General features: G+C 58.8%; 21 protein-coding genes, 2 tRNA genes and 1 pseudogene. 16 read left to right on the top strand and 8 right to left on the bottom strand.

Features of this window, described 5'->3' with window-relative positions; translation table 11 throughout:
* Nucleotides 1–24 precede the first annotated feature (24 nt).
* The gene (locus tag AB4Y71_RS17135) at nucleotides 25–2,040 is read left to right on the top strand and encodes an FAD/NAD(P)-binding protein (protein ID WP_441722364.1); all 2,016 of its coding nucleotides are present in this window, start codon (nucleotides 25–27) and stop codon (nucleotides 2,038–2,040) included.
* 47 nt (nucleotides 2,041–2,087) lie between these two features.
* On the opposite strand, the gene AB4Y71_RS17130 is transcribed toward AB4Y71_RS17135, so the two are convergent.
* Nucleotides 2,088–2,175 (bottom strand) — tRNA-Ser (locus AB4Y71_RS17130).
* A gap of 62 nt (nucleotides 2,176–2,237) precedes the next feature.
* Between AB4Y71_RS17130 and AB4Y71_RS17125 the strand changes: the two genes are divergently transcribed.
* The 5 genes from AB4Y71_RS17125 to AB4Y71_RS17105 all read left to right on the top strand — a co-directional run bounded on the left by AB4Y71_RS17125 (nucleotide 2,238) and on the right by AB4Y71_RS17105 (nucleotide 7,269).
* Nucleotides 2,238–3,215 (top strand): NAD(P)H-quinone oxidoreductase, encoded by a 978-nt coding sequence (locus AB4Y71_RS17125; protein WP_441722394.1) that lies wholly within the window; start codon nucleotides 2,238–2,240, stop codon nucleotides 3,213–3,215.
* 110 nt (nucleotides 3,216–3,325) lie between these two features.
* Entirely contained in the window at nucleotides 3,326–5,560 is a 2,235-nt protein-coding gene (locus AB4Y71_RS17120) for a carbon starvation CstA family protein (RefSeq protein ID WP_441722361.1), read from the top strand.
* 2 nt (nucleotides 5,561–5,562) lie between these two features.
* Entirely contained in the window at nucleotides 5,563–5,754 is a 192-nt protein-coding gene (locus AB4Y71_RS17115) for a YbdD/YjiX family protein (RefSeq protein WP_134781033.1), read from the top strand.
* Nucleotides 5,755–5,908: 154 nt separating this feature from the next.
* Complete coding sequence (locus tag AB4Y71_RS17110; RefSeq protein WP_441722358.1) at nucleotides 5,909–6,358, top strand: hypothetical protein; 450 nt, start codon at nucleotides 5,909–5,911, stop codon at nucleotides 6,356–6,358.
* 68 nt (nucleotides 6,359–6,426) lie between these two features.
* Nucleotides 6,427–7,269, top strand: coding sequence for an aldo/keto reductase (locus AB4Y71_RS17105; RefSeq protein ID WP_417364249.1), 843 nt, complete (start codon nucleotides 6,427–6,429; stop codon nucleotides 7,267–7,269).
* Between the two features lie 54 nt (nucleotides 7,270–7,323).
* Here the strand turns inward: AB4Y71_RS17105 and AB4Y71_RS17100 are convergent.
* The 5 genes and pseudogenes from AB4Y71_RS17100 to tmk all read right to left on the bottom strand — a co-directional run bounded on the left by AB4Y71_RS17100 (nucleotide 7,324) and on the right by tmk (nucleotide 11,879).
* Nucleotides 7,324–8,040, bottom strand: a pseudogene (locus AB4Y71_RS17100) (YqjF family protein).
* A 321-nt stretch (nucleotides 8,041–8,361) separates the two neighbouring features.
* A tRNA-Thr gene (locus tag AB4Y71_RS17095) sits at nucleotides 8,362–8,433 on the bottom strand.
* An 82-nt stretch (nucleotides 8,434–8,515) separates the two neighbouring features.
* Nucleotides 8,516–10,051 (bottom strand): alpha/beta hydrolase, encoded by a 1,536-nt coding sequence (locus AB4Y71_RS17090; RefSeq protein ID WP_417364247.1) that lies wholly within the window; start codon nucleotides 10,049–10,051, stop codon nucleotides 8,516–8,518.
* A gap of 23 nt (nucleotides 10,052–10,074) precedes the next feature.
* Nucleotides 10,075–11,229, bottom strand: coding sequence for a DNA polymerase III subunit delta' (locus tag AB4Y71_RS17085; protein WP_441722353.1), 1,155 nt, complete (start codon nucleotides 11,227–11,229; stop codon nucleotides 10,075–10,077).
* Nucleotides 11,226–11,879, bottom strand: a complete 654-nt coding sequence (gene tmk, locus AB4Y71_RS17080) for a dTMP kinase (protein WP_013347898.1) — start codon at nucleotides 11,877–11,879, stop codon at nucleotides 11,226–11,228. The genes AB4Y71_RS17085 and tmk overlap by 4 nt, the downstream gene beginning before the upstream one ends.
* 147 nt (nucleotides 11,880–12,026) lie before the next feature.
* On the opposite strand from tmk, the gene AB4Y71_RS17075 reads away from it, so the two are divergent.
* The 4 genes from AB4Y71_RS17075 to AB4Y71_RS17060 all read left to right on the top strand — a co-directional run bounded on the left by AB4Y71_RS17075 (nucleotide 12,027) and on the right by AB4Y71_RS17060 (nucleotide 14,953).
* Nucleotides 12,027–13,184: a trans-sulfuration enzyme family protein gene (locus tag AB4Y71_RS17075; RefSeq protein WP_441722350.1), complete on the top strand. Its 1,158-nt coding sequence runs from the start codon at nucleotides 12,027–12,029 to the stop codon at nucleotides 13,182–13,184.
* Between the two features lie 71 nt (nucleotides 13,185–13,255).
* Nucleotides 13,256–13,573, top strand: a complete 318-nt coding sequence (locus AB4Y71_RS17070) for a DUF2516 family protein (RefSeq protein WP_013347900.1) — start codon at nucleotides 13,256–13,258, stop codon at nucleotides 13,571–13,573.
* A 132-nt stretch (nucleotides 13,574–13,705) separates the two neighbouring features.
* The gene (locus AB4Y71_RS17065) at nucleotides 13,706–14,452 is read left to right on the top strand and encodes a phosphoglyceromutase (RefSeq protein WP_013347901.1); all 747 of its coding nucleotides are present in this window, start codon (nucleotides 13,706–13,708) and stop codon (nucleotides 14,450–14,452) included.
* A gap of 198 nt (nucleotides 14,453–14,650) precedes the next feature.
* Nucleotides 14,651–14,953 carry a DUF4193 domain-containing protein gene (locus AB4Y71_RS17060; RefSeq protein ID WP_013347902.1) on the top strand — a complete coding sequence of 101 codons (303 nt, stop codon included), beginning with the start codon at nucleotides 14,651–14,653 and terminating at the stop codon, nucleotides 14,951–14,953.
* Between the two features lie 244 nt (nucleotides 14,954–15,197).
* Here the strand turns inward: AB4Y71_RS17060 and phoU are convergent, their stop codons facing one another.
* Nucleotides 15,198–15,851: a phosphate signaling complex protein PhoU gene (gene phoU / locus AB4Y71_RS17055; RefSeq protein WP_013347903.1), complete on the bottom strand. Its 654-nt coding sequence runs from the start codon at nucleotides 15,849–15,851 to the stop codon at nucleotides 15,198–15,200.
* A 227-nt stretch (nucleotides 15,852–16,078) separates the two neighbouring features.
* Between phoU and AB4Y71_RS17050 the strand changes: the two genes are divergently transcribed.
* On the top strand, nucleotides 16,079–17,293 hold the full coding sequence (locus AB4Y71_RS17050) for a sensor histidine kinase (RefSeq protein WP_441722347.1): 1,215 nt from the start codon (nucleotides 16,079–16,081) through the stop codon (nucleotides 17,291–17,293).
* Nucleotides 17,290–17,970 carry a response regulator transcription factor gene (locus AB4Y71_RS17045; protein WP_013347905.1) on the top strand — a complete coding sequence of 227 codons (681 nt, stop codon included), beginning with the start codon at nucleotides 17,290–17,292 and terminating at the stop codon, nucleotides 17,968–17,970. The genes AB4Y71_RS17050 and AB4Y71_RS17045 overlap by 4 nt, the downstream gene beginning before the upstream one ends.
* A gap of 84 nt (nucleotides 17,971–18,054) precedes the next feature.
* Here the strand turns inward: AB4Y71_RS17045 and AB4Y71_RS17040 are convergent, their stop codons facing one another.
* Complete coding sequence (locus AB4Y71_RS17040; RefSeq protein ID WP_102598557.1) at nucleotides 18,055–18,594, bottom strand: hypothetical protein; 540 nt, start codon at nucleotides 18,592–18,594, stop codon at nucleotides 18,055–18,057.
* Nucleotides 18,595–18,949: 355 nt separating this feature from the next.
* Between AB4Y71_RS17040 and AB4Y71_RS17035 the strand changes: the two genes are divergently transcribed.
* The 4 genes from AB4Y71_RS17035 to rlmB all read left to right on the top strand — a co-directional run bounded on the left by AB4Y71_RS17035 (nucleotide 18,950) and on the right by rlmB (nucleotide 23,318).
* A complete protein-coding gene (locus tag AB4Y71_RS17035; protein ID WP_038993823.1) occupies nucleotides 18,950–19,435 on the top strand; it encodes a CarD family transcriptional regulator in 486 nt (161 codons plus the stop codon).
* A 104-nt stretch (nucleotides 19,436–19,539) separates the two neighbouring features.
* Entirely contained in the window at nucleotides 19,540–20,781 is a 1,242-nt protein-coding gene (gene ispD / locus AB4Y71_RS17030) for a 2-C-methyl-D-erythritol 4-phosphate cytidylyltransferase (protein ID WP_441722343.1), read from the top strand.
* A gap of 87 nt (nucleotides 20,782–20,868) precedes the next feature.
* The gene (gene cysS, locus AB4Y71_RS17025) at nucleotides 20,869–22,320 is read left to right on the top strand and encodes a cysteine--tRNA ligase (protein ID WP_441722341.1); all 1,452 of its coding nucleotides are present in this window, start codon (nucleotides 20,869–20,871) and stop codon (nucleotides 22,318–22,320) included.
* 50 nt (nucleotides 22,321–22,370) lie between these two features.
* Nucleotides 22,371–23,318 carry a 23S rRNA (guanosine(2251)-2'-O)-methyltransferase RlmB gene (gene rlmB / locus AB4Y71_RS17020; protein WP_013347910.1) on the top strand — a complete coding sequence of 316 codons (948 nt, stop codon included), beginning with the start codon at nucleotides 22,371–22,373 and terminating at the stop codon, nucleotides 23,316–23,318.
* Nucleotides 23,319–23,755 lie beyond the last annotated feature (437 nt).

The raw sequence follows: 23,755 nt of genomic DNA, 5'->3' as shown, positions 1-23,755 counted from the left end.
CCCGAAAGGTAATACCCTAGGACAGTGAGTACCTCGACGCAGAATCCCAAGAATGAATTCAACCTGGCTATTGTCGGGGCCGGTCCGCGTGGCACGAGCACGGTGGAGCGCTTGGCTCATCTGGCGAACAACCTTGAACGGACCGCCAACCGAATCAATATCACTGTTTTCGACCCGTACCGTCCGGGATCCGGGCATGTGTGGAGCCCGAAGCAGTCCGAGCATTTCTTGATGAATACTCCTGCTTCTTTCCCCACTGTGGCACCCGAGCGCACGAGTGATGAACCGGGACTGAGTTTCCGGCAGTTTGTTGCCCTGCACGGAGACGGGCGTCGCCTAAGCGAGGAGCATGCCAGGATGCTTTCCCAGGTTGAGGCGGGCACATATCCTTCACGGGCGCTCTATGGCGAGTATCTGGAACACGTGTATGACAGCAGCGTGGCGGTGCTCGCTGCACATGAGAGCTTCAGTGTTGAGCATCTTGCTGCCGAGGTCATCGGTGTCAGGCCGTTGGGCAACGGCTACCAGCTGGACTACCGCACTGCACAGGGTGAGGGCGAAGCTGCGCAGAAGACTTTTGACGCAGTGGTGTTGGCACTCGGGCACCAAAGCGCGGAACTCAACCCATGGCAAAAACAGCTGCAAGAAGCCGCGCAACAAGCCGATGCAACGTACCTGCCGCCGAACGTGCCGGCAGATTTGGATTACAGCCTGTTCGCTGAAGGCCAGCCAGCACTGATTCGCGGCTTGGGGTTGAACTTCTTCGATGGCATGGCGGAGCTGACTCTGGGGCGCGGGGGATTGTTCCGCGAAACTGGCAAGGACCCGGGGCACCGTTTGGAATACATCGCTTCGGGCCGTGAACCAGAATTGGTTGTTGCCTCGCGGCGCGGTACCCCGTACTGGGGTAAACCTGTTGTTGAGCAGTTCATTCCGGAAGAAATCTCCTTGCGGTATTTCGATGTTCCAGAACTGATTGGCCAGCTGGCTGAAGCGCGTGCCACGAATCCTGCGGCCACGTTGGTCTTCTCTCGCCATATCTGGCCGAAGCTGCACCGTGACATCCTCTTCGCGTACTACAGCACGTGGGCTGAATCCTGCGGTGCGCCCGAGGGGTTCTCAGCAGAAGAGTTCATTGAGCAGCTCGATGAGCTGCTGACTGCGGAGCACCGTGAAGGCAGCCAAGTCTGGTTGGGTGAATTGCGAAAGTTCATCGCGCAGATTCCAGAATGCGAATGGCTGGACGTGCCAAAGCTCGCCAAGCCATTCGACGAGGTGGGCTTCGGGTCGGATGCCGAGTACCAGCAGGCAGTGCGAGACTATCTCGTTGATAATGCCCGGCACAGTGTTGGTGGACTCAAGGACCCGCTGTCCTGCGCGATCATGACGATGAACGCTGGACGCATGCTGATCAAAGAGCTCGTTGTCACCGGGGTAATCGACGAGCAATCGCGCATCGAAGAGATCCAAGCGCACTTCGAACCACTGGTTGAGGGATTGTCCTCCGGGCCGCCCCTGGAACGCATTGAACAGCTGCTGGCATTATCCCGTGCTGGGCTGGTCAGCTTTATCGGCCCCGAGCCGGAATTCGGCTTTGACGAAGTCTCGCAAATGTTCACGGCCTCCTCGCCGTGGGTCGATTCAGAGGTATACACCGCGCGAACGATGTGCGAAGCGATGATGCCAAGTAATCGAGTGTTGCAGAATGATACGCAGTTGATCAGGCAGCTGTTGAAGGACCATGTAGCGCGAGCCCATACTTGGCGTAACGAAGAAGGCGAAAGCCTGCCAGGTTCCGGTTTCGACGTTGTCGGTGAGCCATATCGTCTTGTAAACAATGAAGGATTGGCACATCGTGGCATTTTTGTCCTGGGGTTGCAGCTTTCCTCGGCTCAATGGGGGACCGCTATTGCCGCGCAGGCGGGAAATATGAAGAATGCGGCAGCTCAAACCTTGCACGATGCGGCCAACGTGGTCAATGAAGTGGCACGTTTAGCCGGGCTGCAGGGCAAAGAAGCGTTGAGCGCGGCACAGGATTAAACAATTTGGCGGGCCGATCCATGGATCAGCCCGCCAAACTTGAAACGCGGATGGTATGGGATTTGAACCCATGAGACGGGGTTACCGCCTACTGGTTTTCAAGACCAGCTCCTTCGGCCGCTCGGACAACCATCCAACCCCAAAAAGTATACGGCATGAACCCCGGTTGAAAGGAATTGAACGCCATGAACGACGTTATGAAGGCCTATATTTACAACGGATCCGGTGGGCCGGAAGTCCTTGAATTAGTGGACCGTCCAGTGCCGAGCCTGGCCTCTGGGGAAGTGCTGATCAAAGTTGAAGCTTTCGGATTGAACCGTGCCGATGTGCAGCAACGCAAGGGGGTGTACCCGCCACCTCCTGGAGCTAGCGACATCCCCGGATTGGAAGTTTCCGGGCGCATCGTAGAAATCGGTGACGGCGTAAACGGGTGGAAAACCGGGGCGCGTGTAGCGGCTCTGCTTGCTGCCGGCGGATACGCACAATACGTAAATGTTCCCGCAGAGCTGCTCATTGAGGTTCCGCAATCCGTTTCGGATATCGATGCCGCGGCCTTGCCAGAAGCCGCTGCCACAGTAGTCTCGAATCTCTTTGTCGAAGGCGAGCTGGCGCAAGGGCAAACTCTGTTGCTCCACGGGGGTGCCGGGGGTATCGGGTCCATGGCGATACAGCTTGCCAAGACAGCCGGAGCTCGCGTTATCGTCACTGCTTCATCTGCGCAGAAACTGGAGTATTGCCGTGCTCTGGGTGCCGATGAAGGCATTAATTATCGCGAAGAGGACTTTGCCGAGCGCGTTAAGGAGATCACTGAGGGCCAAGGCGCAGACCTGATCATGGACGTCGTGGGTGCCAAGTATCTGGCGCAGAACCTCAAATCGCTTGCGGTAGGCGGGCGGCTGGTGGTGATCGGGTTGCAAGGCGGCGCGAAGGCCGAAGCGAATCTGGGACTGCTGCTTGCCAAACGCGCCCGGATCATTGGTACTACCTTGCGTGCCCGTCCGGTGCACGAAAAGGAAGAGATTATCCGGCAGACCATTACCCGGGTGATACCGCTGCTGGAGAAGGGTCAGCTGGCCCTGAACGTAACTAAAACCTTTGACTATTCCGAAGTAAGTAGTGCTCATGAATACTTCGATTCGGGAAAGCACACTGGGAAAATCGTCATTAAAGTTTAATGCTTCAGGGCAACCAGTTGTAAAGTGACTGAATAGTCCTCCATGCGTGAGCCATCCAATAATTACTGGTTACGCACATCACCCGCACTGTTCCCTAGGAGGTTGCTCTTTTGAGTGCCCAAAATACCTTGCCGCCTGCTGGCGTCGATCCCGAGGCAGTCGAACGCGAAGAAAAGCGTTGGACCCCTGCGAAGATCGCCATCTGGGTTGCCATCGCGCTGATCGGTGGTATCGCTTGGACGTTCCTCGCCTTCTCACGTGGAGAAACCATCAACGCCATTTGGTTCGTCTTCGCTGCGGTGGCGACCTACCTGATCGCCTACCGCTTCTACTCGAAGTTCATCGAGCGCAAGATCACCAAGCCTGATGACTTCCGTGCGACTCCTGCAGAGTCCGTGAACAACGGACGCGACTTCGTACCAACTGACCGCCGAGTGCTCTTCGGCCACCACTTCGCTGCTATCGCAGGCGCCGGACCGCTAGTCGGACCGATTCTTGCAGTGCAGATGGGCTACTTGCCTGGCACCATCTGGATCATCGTAGGCGTAGTGCTCGCCGGCGCGGTCCAGGACTACTTGGTCATGTTCTTCTCCATGCGCCGTGGCGGCCGTTCGCTGGGCCAGATGGCCCGCGAAGAGCTGGGCCTGATCGGCGGCACCGCTGCGCTGATCGCAACCTTGGCCATCATGATCATCATTACCGCCATCCTGGCGCTGGTGGTTGTCAACGCACTGGGCGAGTCCGCATGGGGCGTCTACTCGGTAGGCCTGACGATCCCGATCGCTTTGTTCATGGGCGTCTACTTGCGCTTCATCCGCCCGGGCAAGGTCCTGGAAATCTCCATTATCGGTTTTGTCCTGTTGATGTTCGCGATCATCTCCGGTCGCTGGATTGCCGAGTCGGCATGGGGTGCTGAATTCTTCCACTTGGATCGCACCACCATCGCTTGGGCCATCATCATCTACGGCATCATTGCCGCGGTACTTCCGGTATGGCTGCTGCTGGCACCTCGTGACTACCTGTCCACGTTCATGAAGATCGGCGTGATCGCCCTGCTGGCAGTGGCAATTATCGTGGTTCGTCCGGAAATTGACGTTCCTGCCTTCTCCGAATTTGCAGGTCGTGCCGATGGCCCAGTGGTCTCCGGCCACATCTTCCCATTCCTGTTCGTGACCATTGCCTGCGGTGCGCTCTCGGGCTTCCACGCACTGATTTCCTCGGGTACCACCCCGAAGCTGGTTGAGAAGGAAAAGCAGACCCGCTTCTTGGGCTATGGCGGCATGCTCATGGAATCCATGGTTGCCATCATGGCTCTGGTTGCAGCGATCTCCATTGACCGCGGCATCTACTTCGCGATGAACTCTTCCGCTGGCGCTACCGGCGGCACCGTTGAGACCGCGGCAGCCTTCGTGAACTCGCTGGGCCTGGCCGGAGTCAACCTGGATCCAAGCCAGCTCACTGAACTGGCCAACAACGTGGGCGAAGAATCAGTCGTATCGCGTACCGGTGGTGCACCGACCCTGGCGGTAGGCATCGCGCACATCATGCACCAGTGGTTCGGCGGCACCGCGATGATGGGCTTCTGGTACCACTTCGCCATCATGTTCGAAGCGCTGTTCATCCTGACTGCAGTTGACGCTGGCACCCGTGTTGCACGCTTCATGCTGCAGGACACCATCGGCAACTTCTTCCCGAAGTTCAAGGACACCTCGTGGCGTCCGGGCGTATGGCTGTGCACGTTGATCATGGTGGCCGGCTGGGGTTACATCCTGATCCTCGGCGTGACCGATCCACTGGGCGGCATCAACACCTTCTTCCCGCTGTTCGGCATCGCTAACCAGCTGCTCGCTGCGATTGCGCTGGCCGTGGTGATGACCATCATCGCCAAGCAGAACAACTTCAAGTATCTGTGGGTCGTTGCACTCCCATTGGCCTTCACCGTGGTCATCACCTTTGTTGCCAGCTGGCAGAAGATTTTCTCCGCTGACACCCGGGTGGGCTACTTCGCCAACCACAACGCCTACAAGGAAGCGCTGGCCAACGGCGAGACTTCCCTGGGCTCAGCGGGAACCGTTGAAGCCATGGAAGCAGTAGTGCGCAACACCGGTGTCCAGGGTTGGCTCTCGGTTATCTTCCTGCTGCTCACCGCAATCGTGATTGTCTCTGCAGTGATGGCAACCATCAAGGCCAAGCGGAATGGTGGCGGCAACAACACCGAAGACCCTGCGGTGCCATCGAAGATGTACGCTCCATCCGGTCTGATCTCCTCGCCTGCTGAAAAGGAACTTGAAAAGGCGTGGAAGCAGGTTCCTGCCGAAGCTCAAGTCCAGCGGAACAGCTACTAGCCATGGCTACGCTTTTGGAGCGCCTTGGGCAAGCCAAGAAATTTGTCGACGGAGTACTCGGAGCTGACAAGTATCAGCACTATCTGGAACATCACGAACGCAACCATCCTGGCGTCAAGCCGATGACCGAACGTGAGTTCTGGAAAGACTACACCGATTGGCAGGAAAAGAACCCTGAAGGGCGTTGCTGCTAAGCGCCACTGATACCGGCCGTGAGGCACCATTTGCGAAAGTGGATGGGACTCGCGGCCGGTTTCGTTTTATGTCGTCCCCGGTGTCAGGAACAACGAGGGGATCCCGGTAGGGTAGAACCAGTAAATCTTTGGAAACTACCGGCAGAGAAGTGTAATGGCGTTCTTTTCACGATTGCGCGCTGAGCGTGCCGCTACTCGCGAACTTGGCGAGGGCGTATGGCGTCGTGCCCATGATCGCTTCCAGCGATCCTTGGATCGTGTCTTCCAGGTGGTCGAGGGCGTCAGCGATGATCAGGTTTACAACCAGCTGGTGAAGGAAGCCAACGAGATGGCTGTGCTTTTGCCAACCGTGCGCCAGCTGTGCTGTGCAGCGCATCGGATGACCCCGAGCAATGACGACACCATTCCGCAGTTGACCTCCGCGGCGCACCGTTCACTGACCAAATCAGCCAATGATCTGGCAACGACTGCACAGGTTATTGCGATGATGCGCATGCAGGCAGAAGCCGGCGAGCCAATCGATATCGAGGCCGTGCGCCATCGCGCGCAGCTGGTGAAGGAAGACCTGGAACGGGCCGCGCAGTTGCTCGCTTCTAGAGAATAATTGAGTTTTACCGATCAGTAGCGTGGTGATTCACCATGAAGGCGGTATCGGTCATCTAAATTAGTTGCATGAACCAAACAATTCCCGAACTTTCATTCCTTGACGGAAACACCATTGACCAGCTGGGCTACGGCGTCTGGAAAGTTTCCGACGAACAAGCCGAGGTAGTCGTAGGCAAGGCAATCGACGCTGGCTACCGCCATATCGACACCGCCCGAATCTATGGCAACGAAGCAGGTGTCGGCCGTGCCGTAGCCGCCAGCGATGTGCCGCGTGAAGATCTGTTTATCACCACCAAGGTTTGGAACTCTGACCAGGGCTTTGAAAAGACTCTTGCCGCAGCGGATGCATCCCTGGAGCGTCTGGGCTTGGACTACGTTGACCTGTACCTGATCCACTGGCTGCAGCCCAAGCGCGGCACTTACGTGGACACCTGGAAGGCGCTGATCCAGCTCCAGAAGGACGGAAAGGCCAAGTCCATTGGTGTTTGCAACTTCACCAAGGAAGCACTCGAAGAGCTTTACACCGAAACCGGCGTCCGCCCGGTCATCAACCAGGTCGAAACCCACCCCTACTTCCCGCAAAACGAATTGCGTGCCTACGAAGCCGAGCACGGCATCCTGCACCAGTCATGGTCCCCGCTGGGCCATGGCGGAGAACTCCTGAGCGACCCAGTGCTGGTGGAAATCGCCAAGAAGCATGATGCGTCGGTAGCGCAGGTAGTCATCGCATGGCACCTGGCCGTAGGCAACGTAGTCATCCCGAAGTCGACGACCGAATCGCGCATCGTGGAGAACTTCGCATCGCTGAACGTGAAGCTGGACGGTGAAGACTTGGCAGCGATCGCCACCTTGGATCGCGGCGCAGAAGGCCGCATCTCGGCTGATCCTGCAACTTCAGACTTCGAATAAAGCTCTGCCCGGCAACGAAGGCCCTTGGTTTCCTCAGAAACCAGGGGCCTTCGTTCATGTGCGCGTGGTGCCTAGCGGGTCCAGTACGGTGGGCGCGGCGAAAAGCGTATCTACAGCCTCGGCATACAGCACGGAATCCGGTGCGCGATCAGCGAGATCTCCGAAACCGGCGGCACGCAGCAGGCCATCGTCGAATTCAAGGAGTTGAGCCGGCTGCAAACGCCACGGTTCATGATGGTTCCAGCAGTACAAGGTCCGTCCGAGATGCCGTTGATGGAAGGCCCACTGCGCCGAGAGCGCGATGGCAATCTGCGAATCCGCAGCAATGGGATCGGAGCAGTCATCCGCGTCTACCGGACGCACCACGATTCGAAAACTGGCCTTCGGATTTCCGAAGCGTCGTGTTGCGTAGCTGAGGGTGCCCGCCTTTTTCAGGATCTTCATGGAGGACCACCGGTATTTCAGCCCGAAGATGGACCGGCCATGAGCACTGGGAGCAGGCGCGAAGCCTTCAAGGCTCAGGAAGACTACTCCGTGCCGTCCATGGCTATCAATGGAATACAGACGCACATTGACTTCGGGGAAATCGCCAAACCATGGGATGGCGGGGCCGGAGAAGAAGGCGCTGCGCGACATTTGGAAAGCAATCAGGCCCACCTAGGAGCTGCCATCGACAATCTCTGGCCGGCAGCCAGCAGGCATGTACGCGGACACCTGTTCTGGACTGATCCGCCAGTGCAGGAATGAGACTTCGCTCCACCGTTGGCGCATGACCGGCTTGCTGCCTAGCGGTGGTGGTTCGGGGGAGTACTGCACGGATTGCATCAGTTAGGAATTCCTCAAAAATTGCTGCCAAGGTCCAAGCCGCTTATGCGGACACCGAGCTGAGCTCCAGGGACCTGTTTTACCCACAGCTCATGCCCGTTGCCGTATCTGTTCCCATTGAACAATTTAATGCGTGGCTGGGCAAAAAATGGGAGAAAAGATGACCGGTAAGGCATTGATGAGCGTGGAACGCGGTCCTGAAATTCCGTGTTAAATTGCGAAAACCCCGGAATCATTAGGAAAATGAATCCGGGGTTTTTCACAACGAGCCCCCTGCCGGATTTGAACCGGCGACCTGCTCTTTACGAGGGAGCTGCTCTACCCCTGAGCTAAGGAGGCCTGTACCTGCAAACAGGCACCACGTCACTTTATCCGAGGAATTGTCTGAACGTCAAAACGACGACGACATCAACAAGCCCAATCAGCACCGGGTATTGGCTTCGGGAACCTTGCCTTCAATCAGGTACTCATCCACCGATTTGGTGATGCACTCATTGGACCGTCCATATGCGGTGTGACCATGGCCTTCATAGGTCAGCAGGGTAGCGTTATCCAACTGCTTCGCCAGCGCCTCTGACCATGCATAAGGGGTCGCCGGATCGCCTACGGTGCCGATGACCAGAATCTCATTAGAGCCCGGGGCATCGAGGGTCTCAGGAGTGCCGGTGGAATCGTAATCCCAAGCCTCGCAAGTGATACTGCCGTAGGCCAAATACTTGCCTAAGGTCGGAGCCATGCGCATCAGCTCCGTTGCTTCGTCCTGCATCGTTTCTGCGCTGGAATCCATTGGGCGGTCCAAGCAATTGATGGCAGTGAAAGCATCGGACGAATTCGAAGCGTACGTGCCATCGCTCTGGCGGTCTGCAGAAAGGTCTGCAAAGCCGAGGATCATATCCACATCAGCGTCATTGATGGCGGCATTCATCGCATCGGTGAGATAGGACCAGCTGGAATCGTCATACAGCGGCAAAATGAACCCGTTGATGAAATCGATGATCGGAACGGCGCGGCCGTCGCTGGAAATCATGGGTTCGTTCTCCACCTGGGCGAAGAACTGCTGCAACTGGACCTTGGCTTCTTCAACAGTTCCCGTGAATGGGCACGCATCGCTTTCCAGACAGCTGGCGAGCCATGCGTCGATTTCCTTTTCAAAGCCAACGGCTTGGGCCAACGCGAGCTCTGAAGCCGTGCTTGTTGGGTCCATGGCCCCGTCCAGCACAAACCGCCCCACATTCTGCGGGAAAAGATCGGCATAGGTTGCGCCCAAGAACGTTCCGTAGGAGAAGCCGAGGTAATCCAGCTGGGCATCACCAAGAACAGCGCGGATCACGTCCATGTCCTTAGCCGCCGAGACGGTATCAACATGGCCAAGAAGGTCGCCTGTATTGGCGGAGCACTCTGCTGCATAGTCTTCGGTGTCGTCGACAATTTCTTCTTGGTCCTCAGGAACCCAGGCCCGCAGGTTCCCCTGGCGCCCCTCATCGATCTCAGCGTCGCTTTGGCAGGTGACCGGTGAGCTTTCGCCCACCCCTCGCGGATCAAACCCAATGACGTTGTAGGCGCGCTGCAAATCGGTGCTGAACATGCTTGGCACCGACTCGGCTACCATATCCAGTCCCGATCCTCCGGGACCGCCCGGGTTCACCAGAAGATTGCCTGCTGCGCCCTCGACGCTGCGGCGGTTCAACGCAAGGTCGATGCTCTGGCCTTCCGGGTTGGCGTAGTCCATCGGGACCTTGATGGTGGCGCATTCGATGATGCTGCCGCACATTTCCCAGTCGAGCTCCTGGGTGTAGAAGGATTCCAGCCCTTCGGGCGCACTCGAGTTTGCCTCTGGCTGCGAGGACTTGGCGTCTTCGGGCTGCGAATCCGCGGTGCTCGAGGAGCAACCAGCCAGGCCCATGGCCAGAGCAGTTCCCACTGCGGCCAAGCGCATCATTGGTGAGCGTGCAGGCACTTTTAGTGTCTCCTTGAGAGGGTTTAGCGGCGTCCAGGCTGTGGAAGCAAACGTGTCATGAGTGCTTCCAGCGCCATGAGCTGGTTGACGTTTGCAGCCAGGCGGCTGCGGGTTTCATTAATGGCATCGAGCTGGGCCAGGGACTTTTCGCTGGACTGCGCCGCAGCGAAACGCTCGAGCTTCTCACGAAGGTGCTCGTTGATCAGTTCAATATCGGCATGCAGCTGGATGCTCAAGACATCGCGGAAGAACGTGGTGAGATCCGTGAGGGTCCGGTCCAAGGCGTCGAAAGCAGCACGACGGGCAAAACGCTTGGCATCATCTTCCAGCGCCTTGAATTGTCCGCGCAGGCCAGCAGGGATGTTCTCCTCCGGGCCCAAGCCGTTGGCATGGCGCAGCTGGGCAATCTTGTTCTGCAGGTCGGTGCCGGTGATGTTTTCCGCGCGTTCGCTGGCCAGCTTTGAAATTTCTGCCGCGGCGGCCATGGCCTGGGGCAGGGTCGTGGTGCGCAAGGGCAAGGTGACGACCTTTTCACGCTGGATGCGTGCCTGTTCGTCACGGGCCAGCAGGCGGGCCACGCCAATGTGGGACTGGGAAACGCGTGCGGCAAACATCGCCTGTTCCGGTTCCAAGGCATCGCGGCGCACCAAGAGGTCGGCGACGTCCTGTGCAGCAGGAACCGAGAGGTTGACCGCGCGGCAACGCGAGCGGATGGTCACCAGCACATCGGCAGGGGAAGGAGCGCACAGGATCCAGATCATCTTGGCTGGAGGCTCTTCAATGGCCTTGAGCAGCACGTTGGTGCTGCGCTCGGACATGCGGTCAGCGTCTTCAATGATGATGATGCGCCAGCGGCCGGTGCCTGCACTTTCCTGGGCGCGGGTGATCAGATGGCGCACATCAGCGATCTGGTATTCGAATTTGTCGGTGGAGACGAAGGAGACATCCGGGTGTTCGGAGTTCATCACCATCTTGCAGTTGGCGCACTGCCCGCAACCTGCCGGGGTCTGCGTGCATTGCAAGGCTGCCGCAAAGGCCCGCGCAGCGGTGGTGCGTCCGGAACCGGGAGGGCCGGTAACCAACCAGGCATGCGTCGGATTGCCTCGGTCAACCTCAGCGGTCAACGTGGAGATAACACGCTCCTGGCCGGCGAGGTCTGCGAATACCGGCCGAATCACAGCAGACCTGCCAAATGCTCGACAATCGACTGGTGGAGTTGTTCCACGCTCGCGGTGGCGTCCAAAACCAGGTAGCGCTGCGGATCTTGTGCCGCTAGTTCCAGGAAGGCGTTGCGGATGCGCTCATGGAAATCATCGGGCTCAGCCTCTAAGCGGTCGGAGTCTTCCACGCCACCGCTCGCGGCGATCCGCCGGGCACGTCCGTGCTCGGCAGAAATATCAAGAATGATGGTGACATCGGGCTTCAACCCGCCGGTGGCAAAGTCATTGATCGAGGCAACGGCCGCAAACCCGAGTTCGCGGCCCATGCCCTGGTAGGCCAAGGAGGAATCAACAAAGCGGTCGCAGATGATGTGGGTGCCAGCCTCCAAGGACGGGCGGATTACCTGCTGGACGTGCGCGGCGCGCGCGGCAGAATAGATCAACGCCTCGGTACGGGCATCGATTTCGCCGTGGCCATGTTCAAGCACCAGGGAACGCAGCTCTTCACTGATCTGGGTTCCGCCCGGTTCGCGAGTAGTGCGCACCGTGGCTCCACGGGACTCCAGCCACTGCTGGGCCATGGCAACCTGCGTGGTTTTCCCAGCGCCGTCGCCACCTTCGAAAACGATGAATAAGCCACGGGTCGGGGCACTAGATTCGATACTCACCCCACTAGCCTATCCAAGGACATATCAAGATGTGCGCTGCAACGGCTGTTTGGACAGTGAAAAGCGCCCAGTGTGATGAATTCAATTAAATGAAATGTAGTGAAATCCATCGGCGAGCGTCGCGGGTACAAGCGTAAAGTTTTTTCCATGAACCCCCGCACCGCAGATTCAGCCAGCACTCCCGCCTGGGATCCGAAAACTTTGCTCGTTGCCGGAGGGCGTCCAGCCCACGGCTATGACGCTCCGGTCAACCATCCAGTGACCTTCACCTCCACCTATCATTCCAAAGGCCAAGCCGCACCTGGCGAACGCGTCTATGCCCGCTTCTCAAACCCCACCTGGGATCCTTTTGAGCAGGTGCTCGGCGAGCTCGAAGCAGCAACTCTTCCCGCTTTGGTGTTCTCCTCGGGGATGGCGGCTATCGCCGCCGCACTGAGCATCGTGCCGGAAGCTGGCGTGCTGGTCATGCCCCGGCACTCCTACAACGGATCACTGGCGTTGAGTTCTGAGCTGCAGGAGGCCGGACGGCTCAGCATTCGCCCGGTGGACATCGCCAATACCGAAGAAGTACTCGCCGCCTTGGATGGCGCCGATGTGCTCTGGGTCGAATCTCCCACCAACCCCATGCTCGAAGTTGCCGACCTGCCTGCCTTGCTGGCGGCAGCGAAAGCTAAGAACATCGTGAGCATCGTGGATAACACCTTTGCCACTCCGCTGCTCCAGCAGCCGCTGAACCACGGGGCCGACCTGGTGGTGCATTCGGTAACCAAATACCTTTCAGGGCACTCGGATGTGATCATGGGCGCGCTGGTCACCAGCGACGAGCAACTGCACAGCCGCCTGCACGGGTACCGGACCCTGCATGGGGCCATTGCCGGGCCGATGGATACCTTCCTCGCATTGCGCGGTGTGCGCACCATGTCGGTACGCATTGATCGTTCGCAGGCCAACAGCCAGGTGCTGGCCGAAAGGCTCGCGGACCATCCCAAGGTGCAGGCAGTACGCTACCCGGGTCTGCCCAGCGATCCGGGCCATGAGCGGGCTGCGAAGCTCATGGGCGGTTTCGGTTCGGTGATCGCCCTTGAAGCCGGAAGCACCGCGCAGGAGGCCGACCGTGTACTGGACGCGCTCAAGCTGATCACCGGCGCCACCTCGCTTGGCGGTGTGGAATCCCTGGCCGAGCGACGCGCCCGCCATGCCTCGGAACCAGCCAGCGTGCCAGCCAGCCTGATTCGGCTCTCGGTGGGCATTGAAGATGTGGAAGACCTCTGGGCTGATCTGGATCAGGCACTGGAACAGCTCTAAGGCGCATCGGTTCGTATTTCCCGCGCGTGGCACAGTGTTTATCAATTGCGCCAAAAAGGTAGAGTGAAAGCATGAACATGATGTACGCGGCCCAATTGATTGAGTACTACTTGATGATCGCTCTGAGCGTCGTCATTGTTGCGCTCGCCGTCTGGGCCCTGGTTGATTGCCTGCGCCGTGGCGCGGACCGCTTCGCCCAGGAAGGCAAGCGCACCAAGGGATTCTGGCTGGGGATGACCGTCGCCAGCACCGCGGTGGCCCTGCTCGGCGTGTTCAGCCAGGGCGGCATCGGCTTCCTGCAGCTGATCGGTGCCTGCATCGCCTGCGTATACCTTGCCGACGTCAAGCCTGCTGTCAGCGGCAAGGGCGGCGGCTGGTACAACTACTAGCCGTCAGCCAACTCACCTGGGTTTGAACGAAGACCTGCAATCCGCCACTGGTCCGATTGCAGGTCTTCGCACTTTGACCTCGGGCCTTAACTTTCGTACGAGCAGGCTTGCGCATTGGTTAGGATGTATTACATGAGCCACACTTTGATTTTGCTTCGCCACGGACAGAGCGAATGGAACGAAAAGAACCTGTTTACCGGTTGGTACGACGTATCGCTGACCGAGAAGGGCCGTGCCGAAGCTGCACGCGGCGGCCAGCTGCTGACCGAAGCGGGCTACAAGCCTGAGGTGCTTCACACCTCGTTGCTGACCCGCGCGATTGTTACCGCAAACCTGGCATTGGAGGCCGCTGGCCGATCGTGGATCCCAGTGAACCGCGACTGGCGCCTGAACGAGCGCCACTACGGTGCGCTGCAGGGCAAGGACAAAGCGCAGACCTTGGCCGAATTCGGCGAAGAGCAGTTCATGGAATGGCGCCGCAGCTACGACACCCCGCCACCAGCACTGGATGATTCCTCGGAATTCAGCCAGATCAACGATGAGCGCTATGCAGCGTTGGGCGATTCCGCTCCACGCACCGAGTGCCTCAAGGATGTACTGGACCGCATGCTTCCGTACTGGGAGAACAACATCAAGGCTGATCTGTCGGCAGGCAAGACCGTGATGGTCACCGCCCACGGCAACTCGCTGCGTGCGCTGGTCAAGCATTTGGATGGCATCAGCGATGAAGACATTGCTGGTCTGAACATCCCTACCGGCATTCCGCTGGTCTATGAGTTGGATGACAACTTCCAGCCAATCACCAGGGGCGGAACCTACTTGGATCCAGAGGCTGCTGCCGACGCTATTAAGGCCGTCGCCAACCAGGGACGCAAGTAAGACACGCTTTTCGGCGGTACCGAAGCTACTGGCTACCATTCAGTAGATTTCGGTACCGCCGTTTTCTCATTAACCCTGAGGTAACGCCAAGCATCTGGCTGTGAGCGAAACAACTGCGCTCGATTGTATTTTTGGCATTAGTATGCTGTAATCTCCTATTTCGAATAGGCTCAATGGCTCACGTTAGGAATGCAATTCGTGGCAACTGATTACGATGAAGTCCGCCCAGACGTTGCTGAGGCACGTAAGGCTTCTCTGGATGCGGTTAAGTCCGCAAACGCACCGGACGCCAAGTCGGTGGTGCGCGAGCTCGACGAGACCGACCACACCGATGGCATGGACCTGCCAGGCGCAGATCTGTCCAACGAGGAACTGACCGTAACGGTCGTTCCGCAGAAAGACGACGAGTTCATTTGCGGCTCGTGCTTCTTGATTCGCCACCGTTCGCAGCTGGTACGCGAAGAAGGCAATGTAGGATTCTGCGTCGAGTGCGAAGGCTAAAAGCCCGCTAGACGCTGGCGCCATGAGCGCGCCAACAACCTGCGAGGGCAGTTCACCGATCGGTGAACTGCCCTCTGCAGGTTTAACGAGCTTCCAGCCTGGTTCCTGCTTCCCAGACGGTGCCAGGGGCATCGGAGAACTGCGCGCGCTTCTCATCTTTGGGAAATGCAAAAAGCGCCTGCCATCCGGCGAGTACCGGATGGCAGGCGCCAAAGCTGGAGTACGGGGCCTGGGAGCCGGAGAATTAGATCTCGGTTGGATCCCATTCGCCGGTTACCAAGTAGGTGACCTTGCGAGCCACGGACACGCCGTGATCGCCGAAGCGCTCCAGGTAGCGGCTGGTCAACGAAACATCCACGGTGGTCGGCGCGTTGGAGTCCCAATCGTCGGCTGCAACCTGGGTGAAAACGCTGGAGTGCAAACGATCCAGCTCATGGTTCAGCTCGATGATTTCGGTCGCGATCTGCAGATCGCGGGTGTCCAGCAACCGCGCAACGGCCTTGGCGATATCAATATCGATCTTTGCCATCTGTGCAAAGGTGCCGGAAATTTTTTCCGGGATGGCTGGGTTAGGGAACCGCAAGCGGGTCAGCTGCGCTAAGTGCCGTGCCAAATCGCCCATGCGCTCCAGCGACGCGCTCATGCGCAGCGAGCCGACGATCATGCGCAGGTCGCTGGCTACCGGGCCCTGCAAGGCCAAGGTATCGATAGCTCGTTCATCGAGCTGGTTCTGCAAGAAGTCGATCTTCGCGTCCGCCGCGATAACTTCCTGAGCTAAATCAACGTCAACAGTGGCTAGCGAATCCCACGCGCGATCCATTGCGACTGCGACCTGGTTGGCCATCTCAATAAGTTCTTCGCCAATTTGCTGTAGATCTGCCTGAAATACCTTACGCACAGCAGTTCCTTTCGAGTTTTCTGTTTCCATGCCGGATCGCCGGCCGCCAAGGCAGCCAGCTGCCCAAAACAGTTTTGTGGCATGGTGGAGGGTCTTACTCCAGCCTGTCAGCGGGTGATTAACGAATATGCCACGGAAAGTGAACGTTTGGTGAACAGCGCGCCGAAAACGACTAAAACACGTCATTTAGGGCTGAAGGCACCCGCAGGTGAAGCTAGTCTAAAGGTGTGAACGAAGTGATCTCGACTCTTATAGCCGGCATCCTCGGCCTGGCTCTGGGGATCGTTGGCATTATTGCCTTCCGACTCTCCCAAGCCCGTTCTTCCCGGCTGCCGCAGGTCGACGAGCCGGTGCTCCCCGAAGGAGCGGCCGCCGTGCTCTCGGTCATCGGGCGCGCATTCGTGATCCTCGATGACGTCGACGGGGTAGTGCGGGCCAACCCGGCCTCCTATGCCTATGGGCTGGTGCGCGGGCACACGCTGGTGCACAACGAGCTGCTCACGCTGGTCCGGCAGGTTCGTGCGGACGGGGTGATCGCCGAGAGCCAGTACGAGCTGCAACGTTCCACGCTGGGCGCTGGACAGCTGATTGTCCACGTGCGTGTGGCACCGCTGGGCGATGAATACATCTTGCTGCTGGCCGATGACCGCACCGAAATCACCCGTACCGAAGCAATGCGCAACGACTTCGTTGCCAACGTCTCCCATGAGCTGAAGACGCCGGTTGGCGCGATCGGGCTGCTGGCCGAAGCCATCACCGAAGCGGCCGACGATCCCAAGGCCGTGCGCCGCTTCTCCACCCGGATGGACAAGGAATCTCGGCGGCTGGCCGCACTGGTCCAGGACATCATCGAACTTTCGCGCCTGCAGGCATCCGATGCCATCGTGCAGGGCCAGGAAGTGAATGTCGATAGTGTCGTGGCCGAAGCGGTGGACCGCAACCACCTTATTGCCGAAGAAAAAGGCATCACCATTACCGTGGGCGGCCATCTTGACGAGCCGATCCTGGGAGATGCGGACCTGCTGATGACGGCCATACGCAACCTGATCGATAACGCCGTGCGCTACTCGCCGGAGAACACCACGGTGGGAGTAGGCATCCGCCAGCGCGATGGCTACGCCCAGATTTCAGTCACTGACCAGGGACCTGGCATTTCGGCTGAAGAGCAAGAACGCGTCTTTGAGCGCTTCTACCGGGTGGACTCTGCACGCTCGCGGCAGACCGGCGGAACCGGGTTGGGGCTGAGCATCGTCAAGCACGTGCTGGCCAACCACGGCGGCGAAGTGTCGCTGTGGTCGCAGCCAGGCCACGGATCCACATTCACCATAAGACTTCCCCTAGCGGATGAAGAACCGGCGACCAGCAATGCGCCTGCCGGCCCGAAGATGAAGGAACGAACGATCGAGGGCTCGGCCTCCGATCGTGAAGGAGGACGCCGATGACCCGCATATTGATCGTTGAGGACGAGGAATCGCTCTCTGACCCGTTGTCCTACCTGCTAGAACGCGAGGGGTTCGAGGTTCGGATTGCCGACGACGGACTCAAGGCCGTGACCGAGTTCGAACGCCATGGCGCCGACCTGGTGCTGCTGGACTTGATGCTGCCCGGGCAACCAGGCACCGAGGTGATCCGCCAGATCCGCCTCAACAGCCAAGTTCCGGTCATCATGCTCACCGCCAAGGACTCGGAGATCGACAAGGTGGTCGGGCTGGAGCTGGGCGCCGATGACTACGTCACCAAGCCGTACTCTTCACGCGAACTGCTTGCGCGCATCCGCGCGGTGCTGCGCCGCCAGGGTGAAGGCGAGGAGCTGATCAGCAATGTGGTCACTGCCGGTCCGGTTCGCATGGACGTGGAACGCCACGTGGTCTCGGTGGAGAACACCGAGGTCTCCATGCCGCTGAAGGAATTCGAGCTGCTGGAAATGCTGCTGCGCAACGCCGGTCGCGTGCTCACCCGTGGGCAGCTGATCGACCGTGTCTGGGGCAGCGACTATGTGGGGGATACCAAGACCTTGGACGTGCACGTCAAGCGCCTGCGCTCCAAGATCGAGGCCGACCCGGCCGTCCCCGAACGCTTGGTGACCGTGCGCGGTCTGGGCTACAAGTTCGTGGTCTAGGACCACACCAACGCTGGTACGGCAAAAGCCTCGGTGAGAATCTTTAGATTCTCGCCGAGGCTTTTGTTTTGGTTCGTATGAAGCTTAGTGACCCGAGGTGGAGTGGGTCTCTTCTGGAGTCAGGTGCTCGGTAACCGAAGCATCTGCACCGCCTGGTACGAAGTCGCGGTACTCAGCCAGGGTGCCGTCTACAACTGGAACGCTGAACTCTACCTCTTCACCGGAAACGGTGAAGACGGAATCAGCATGTTCGCCAGCGCGAATGCCCAGGTTCTTGATGATCTGTTCGTTCTCGTCGTCTTCAAGCTTGACGGTGCCATCTGCAGGAACCGGGATTGAAACAGGCGAGGCACTGTCAGCCTTGACCGACAGGGTCAGCGCGGAATCTCCGGCGTTCACTACGGTGCCGATCAAGCGAGCTTGAGTGTCGTCGCTGTTGGTAACGAACATCAGGTTGCGAACCTTTGCGTCTGCGACATCGACGTTGACGCCATCGCTGGCGGCGTAGTCGGTGTTGGTGGCCTGCTCGTTGATGGCGCCACAGCTGGTGACACCGAATGCCAGGGCAGCCACAGCGAGGGACGCGGCAATGCGACGTCCAGCGGTCATGCGTGCGGTGATCACGACACTAACTCCTCGGTGAGAAAAATGAGTTGCTTCGGTTCGTGGTCTGTTGAACCGGATGACCCTAGGGCAGGGACGATCGCGAAAGCTGGACCACGATTACCTCTAAGCCTAGCCGTTTTTCGCTCAAAGACGCGATTTAGCGACGTGCAACACACACATTTCGACAACTTGTAGACAACCACCGCTGGGAAAGGGTGAGGTGTGCAGTTGGTTGCCCTACCTTCTTCATAGCATGTTTCTCTTGCAAGTGGAAGAGGTATTTCCGCATGAATTCGGGGTTATATGGGGCACAGGCGCAAGGTTCCGAACGGTAGACATGGTAGACTGGGAGGTGGGAAAGGGGTTTATCCACATGGTTTTTGAGGTTGGCGAGACTGTTGTCTACCCGCATCACGGTGCCGCAATGATCGAAGAGATCAAGATGCGCAAGATCAAGGGCGAAGAGAAAATGTATCTCAAGCTCAAGGTGGCTCAGGGAGACCTGACTATCGAGGTTCCAGCTGAGAACGTTGATCTTGTCGGCGTACGTGACGTGGTAGGTCAGGAAGGCTTGGACCATGTGTTCGATGTCCTTCGTGCTGAATTTACTGAAGAGCCGACCAACTGGTCGCGCCGCTACAAGGCAAATGTCGAGAAGCTTGCTTCCGGCGATGTCATCAAGGTTGCAGAAGTAGTTCGCGATCTGTGGCGTCGAGAAAACGACCGCGGTTTGTCAGCAGGCGAAAAGCGCATGCTGGCTAAGGCTCGCCAGGTATTGATCAGTGAATTGGCTTTGGCCAAGGATCTGGACGAGGCCAAGGCTGAAGGCCTCTTGGACGAGGTACTGGCTTCGGCCTAGCCCCTTCTAATTACGCATCGCCGTGAAACGCTCCCAAGCGTTTCACGGCTTTTGGCGTTAACGCAGACTCTTGGCCAACTGGCTGGCACGCTAAGCTGGACGCTGTGAAGCAAAGCGAAGCGCAAAATTCGAGCCTGATCCTCGTGGCCGCGGGAATGGGGACCCGACTGGGGGCCGGCATCCCTAAGGCAATGGTTCATGTGGCCGGAAAATCCCTGGCCGAACACGCTGTGGAGCGAGTCCTCCAGGTCCCGCAGATCACCGAAATCATCGTGGTGACCCCGCCGAACGACAACCGCTTGGCAGCCACCATGGAACAGTACGGAGCCAAGGTGCGTACTGTCCCCGGCGGTGCAAGCCGGGTTGCTTCTGTCCGAGCCGGCCTAGCTGAAGCCAGCTTGGCAGCCGCCAATATCCTGGTCCACGACGCTGCGCGGGCATTTACCCCAGCCCAAATATTTGCCCAGGTGCTTGAAGCACTGTCTGCCAAAGAATGCAGCGCGGTCATCCCGGCACTGAAGGTCACCGACACCATTTCCGTAGTTGAACGTGATGCGGCCGGGGGACACGAGATCATCACGCAAACCCCGGATCGTTCCACCCTGCGTGCGGTACAAACCCCGCAGGGTTTTGACGCGCAGTTATTGCGCGATGCGCACGCCCAGCTCGACACCTATACCGAAGCCGAACTGGATAAGGTCACCGATGACGCCTCGATCGTGCGCGCCTTCGGAGCCCGAGTGCAGGTGGTGCCCGGATCGCAGCAAGCAATGAAAGTCACCCACCCTGAAGATCTGGACGCCGCCAGCAAACTTGCCAGGCCTGAAGCTGAGGCCAACGGAGCAGCCAAGGAAGAAAATATGATCCTGCCACGAGTCGGCAATGGAATCGATGTTCACGCAGTCAGCGAAGACCCAAGCCGCCAGATGTGGCTAGCTGGCCTGCACTTCCCTGAAGACATCGGCCTGTCCGGCCACTCCGACGGTGACGCGGTAGCCCACGCGGCCTGCGATGCACTCTTCTCCGCAGCCGGAATTGGAGACTTGGGTACCCACTTCGGGGTGGATCGACCGGAATTTGCCGGGGCCAGCGGTGTGAGCCTGATTGCAGAAGCCGCCCGCCTGGTGCGGGAGGCCGGGTTCGAGATCGGCAACGTCGCAGTGCAATTTGTCGGACGCCGACCGCGCTTCGCCGCACGCCGCGAAGAAGCCAATAAAGTGCTCAGCGACGCTATCGGTGCCCCAGTCAGCGTCACTGCGACCACCAGTGATGGACTGGGCTATGAGGGGGAAGGCAAGGGCGTGACTGCCTACGCCACCGCCCTGGTCTATCCGGTTTCGCACTGACCCGGCACACGGTGCTCTGGAGCCCGGATCAACGAGAGCGTCACAAGTGAAGCACAAAGGGTGCATCCATCGGATAACCTTAAAGGCGTGAGCCTGCGATTCTATGACACCAAAACAGCATCTGTACGCGACTTCCAGCCATTGGCTGAAGGCGAAGTCAAGCTGTACTACTGTGGCGCCACCGTGCAGGGCATGCCGCACGTGGGCCATGTTCGCAGCGCCATCGTCTTCGACGTACTGGTGCGCTGGCTCGAATACCGCGGCTTCGCGGTAACCACCGTCCGCAATGTCACCGACATTGACGACAAGATCTTGGAGAAGTCGGCGAATTCCTTTGCCGAGGACTTTGAAGCGGACGCGCATTACCGGCCTCGCGAAGAATGGTACGCCCTGGCCTACCGCTTCGAGCAGGAGTTCGCCCGGGCATACGAAGCACTGGGAGTACGCCGTCCCACCTACGAACCACGGGCAACCGGGCACATCACCGAAATGCATGAGCTGATTTCCCAGCTCATTGAGCGCGGCCACGCCTACCCGGCGGCCGACGATTCGGGAGACGTGTACTTCGATGTTCGCTCCTACGAGCAGTACGGTGCACTGACCCGCCAGAAGATCGATGACATGCAGGACGCTCCGGACTCGGATCCGCGCGGCAAGAAGGACCCCCGTGACTTCGCGTTGTGGAAGGGCCACAAGGACATCGATCCACTCACCGCTTCCTGGCCAAGCCCATGGGGCCGAGGCCGTCCAGGCTGGCACCTTGAGTGCTCGGCGATGGCCGGCAAGTACCTGGGCAGCGAATTCGACATCCATGGTGGCGGACTGGACCTGCGCTTCCCGCACCACGAGAACGAGATGGCCCAGTCCAACGCAGCCGGCCACGGCTTCGCCAATTTCTGGATGCACAACGGCATGGTCACCTACGAGGGTGAAAAGATGTCCAAGTCCATTGGCAACACTATTTCTCCTGAGGAAATGCTTGCGCTGGCCGATGCCCGCGTGGTGCGCTACTTCCTGGGCCAGGCCCAGTACCGTTCGATGCTCGACTACCGTCCGGATTCGCTGACTGAAGCAGGGGCCGCAGTAGAGCGCATCGACACCTTCATTTCCAACGCGCGCTACCGACTGGGCGCTGCCGCCGAAGCGATCGCAGCCACCGGAGTTCCAGAAGCTTTCGGCACCGCGATGGACGATGATCTGAACGTGCCAATGGCATTGGCCGCACTGCACGAAACCGTGCGACTGGGCAATGCGTCACTGGATAGCCGTGATGACGCAGCCGCGGCCAAGGCATTGGGCCAGGTTCTGGCCATGACCCAGGTGCTTGGCTTGGATGATGCCGGTAGCCACGAATCCCAGGATTCTTCCGCAGAGCACGCAGCCCTGGACCAGCTGGTCCAGGCCCAGTTGGCTGAACGCGCGAAAGCGCGCGCTGCAAAGGACTGGGCACGCTCCGATGCCATCCGCGACGCACTGGCCTCCGCTGGCATTACCGTGGCGGACTCGGCCGACGGCGCTCGCTGGACTCTGGACGACTAGTCGCGAACACGCGCGGCACCAACGAACTCAAAACTAAAGGACATGAACCAATGAACAAAAAGGGCCCAACCAAGGGTAGTGGTGGCAAGGGACGTCGTTCCCTCGAGGGCAAGGGCCCGACCCCCAAAGCGGAGGACCGCCCGTACCACAAGGCTTACCGTGCCAAGCAGCTTTCCGAGCGCTCGGCCGCCAAGCGCAGCACCGGTCGCCAAGCAGACCGCATCAAGGTGAACGCTGAATTCGTTACGGGCCGTAACTCCGTGGTGGAAGCACTGCGCGCTGGCATCCCTGCCAAGGCATTGCACGTAGCCATCCGCATCGATGTTGATGACCGCGTTCGCGAATCCCTGAAGCTGGCTGCAGAACAGGGCATTCCGCTGATGGAAGCTTCCAAGCCTGAGCTTGACCGCATGACTGATGCCGCGATTCACCAGGGCATGGCCTTGCAGATTCCGCCATATGAGTACAAGGACGCAGTTCAGCTGGCAACCAAGGCCATCAAGGACTTCGACAAGGGTTACACCAAAACCCAGCCACTCTTCTTGGCGCTGGACGGAATCACCGACCCGCGTAACCTGGGTGCCATTGTCCGTTCGGCTTCGGCCTTCGGTGCTGACGGCGTCATCATTCCAGAACGTCGCAGCGTGGGCATGACCGCTTCAGCCTGGAAGACCAGTGCCGGTGCAGCGGTTCGCGTACCAGTAGCCAAGTGCAACAACCTGACCAGCGCCCTGAAGGAAATCAAGGCTGCAGGCATTTTCGTTATTGGCCTGGATGCCGGTGGCGACATGGATCTTCCGAACTTCGAGTTGGCAACTGGCCCGCTATGCATCGTGGTCGGTTCCGAAGGCAAGGGCCTATCCCGCCTGGTTCGCGAAAACTGCGATGCCATTGTTTCGATTCCTATCGACTCAGCCATGGAATCGCTGAACGCGTCGATGGCCGTAGGCATTTCGCTTTACGAGGTTTCGCGTTTGCGTGCCGAACAGGCGAAGTAGCCTTTAGAGGCAGAGGAAGGGTCGTGGCTTGCTATAGCAAGTCACGACCCTTTTTATTAACGTGACCCGCTTCATAACAACAAGTTTCCGTTGTTTTTGACGGGAATTAAGGTTTGAACACAGAATTTCCGCGTGATCACGGGGTTTTTGAGCATGGGAGAGCGGCAATTGGCCGATTTTGCGTGCCTCTGGAATCCGTGTACAGTTTTATCTCGCACCGCTGATCCGGACGGCCTGAAAAGGCGCGAAGGAGTCGGCGGGGTGAACAAGACGGAAACGTCGAGTTGACAACGGTCAACTTGGTGGTAAGCTTGTAAAGTTGCTCCGGAGCGAAGCAGCCATCGAAGGTCTGGTGGTTGTGGTGTCGAGAGTGTTTGTTGTTTGAGAACTCAATAGTGTGCCAAGTTTGTTGATACCGAATATTTATTTTATTTGGT

This window comes from Glutamicibacter sp. MCAF14 (assembly GCF_052114325.1).
Taxonomy (GTDB): domain Bacteria; phylum Actinomycetota; class Actinomycetes; order Actinomycetales; family Micrococcaceae; genus Glutamicibacter; species Glutamicibacter arilaitensis.
Note: the sequence above shows the minus strand (reverse complement) of the source record. Positions and strands in the feature narration are given on the sequence as shown.

Excerpts from the sequence above, each read along its gene's own strand:
- AB4Y71_RS17125 (WP_441722394.1), top strand. The coding sequence starts at position 2,238 with ATGAAGGCCTATATTTACAACGGATCCGGTGGGCCGGAAGTCCTTGAA.
- AB4Y71_RS17115 (WP_134781033.1), top strand. The coding sequence starts at position 5,563 with ATGGCTACGCTTTTGGAGCGCCTTGGGCAAGCCAAGAAATTTGTCGAC.
- AB4Y71_RS17110 (WP_441722358.1), top strand. The coding sequence starts at position 5,909 with ATGGCGTTCTTTTCACGATTGCGCGCTGAGCGTGCCGCTACTCGCGAA.
- AB4Y71_RS17105 (WP_417364249.1), top strand. The coding sequence starts at position 6,427 with ATGAACCAAACAATTCCCGAACTTTCATTCCTTGACGGAAACACCATT.
- AB4Y71_RS17075 (WP_441722350.1), top strand. The coding sequence starts at position 12,027 with ATGAACCCCCGCACCGCAGATTCAGCCAGCACTCCCGCCTGGGATCCG.
- AB4Y71_RS17070 (WP_013347900.1), top strand. The coding sequence starts at position 13,256 with ATGAACATGATGTACGCGGCCCAATTGATTGAGTACTACTTGATGATC.
- AB4Y71_RS17065 (WP_013347901.1), top strand. The coding sequence starts at position 13,706 with ATGAGCCACACTTTGATTTTGCTTCGCCACGGACAGAGCGAATGGAAC.
- AB4Y71_RS17045 (WP_013347905.1), top strand. The coding sequence starts at position 17,290 with ATGACCCGCATATTGATCGTTGAGGACGAGGAATCGCTCTCTGACCCG.
- AB4Y71_RS17035 (WP_038993823.1), top strand. The coding sequence starts at position 18,950 with ATGGTTTTTGAGGTTGGCGAGACTGTTGTCTACCCGCATCACGGTGCC.
- rlmB (WP_013347910.1), top strand. The coding sequence starts at position 22,371 with ATGAACAAAAAGGGCCCAACCAAGGGTAGTGGTGGCAAGGGACGTCGT.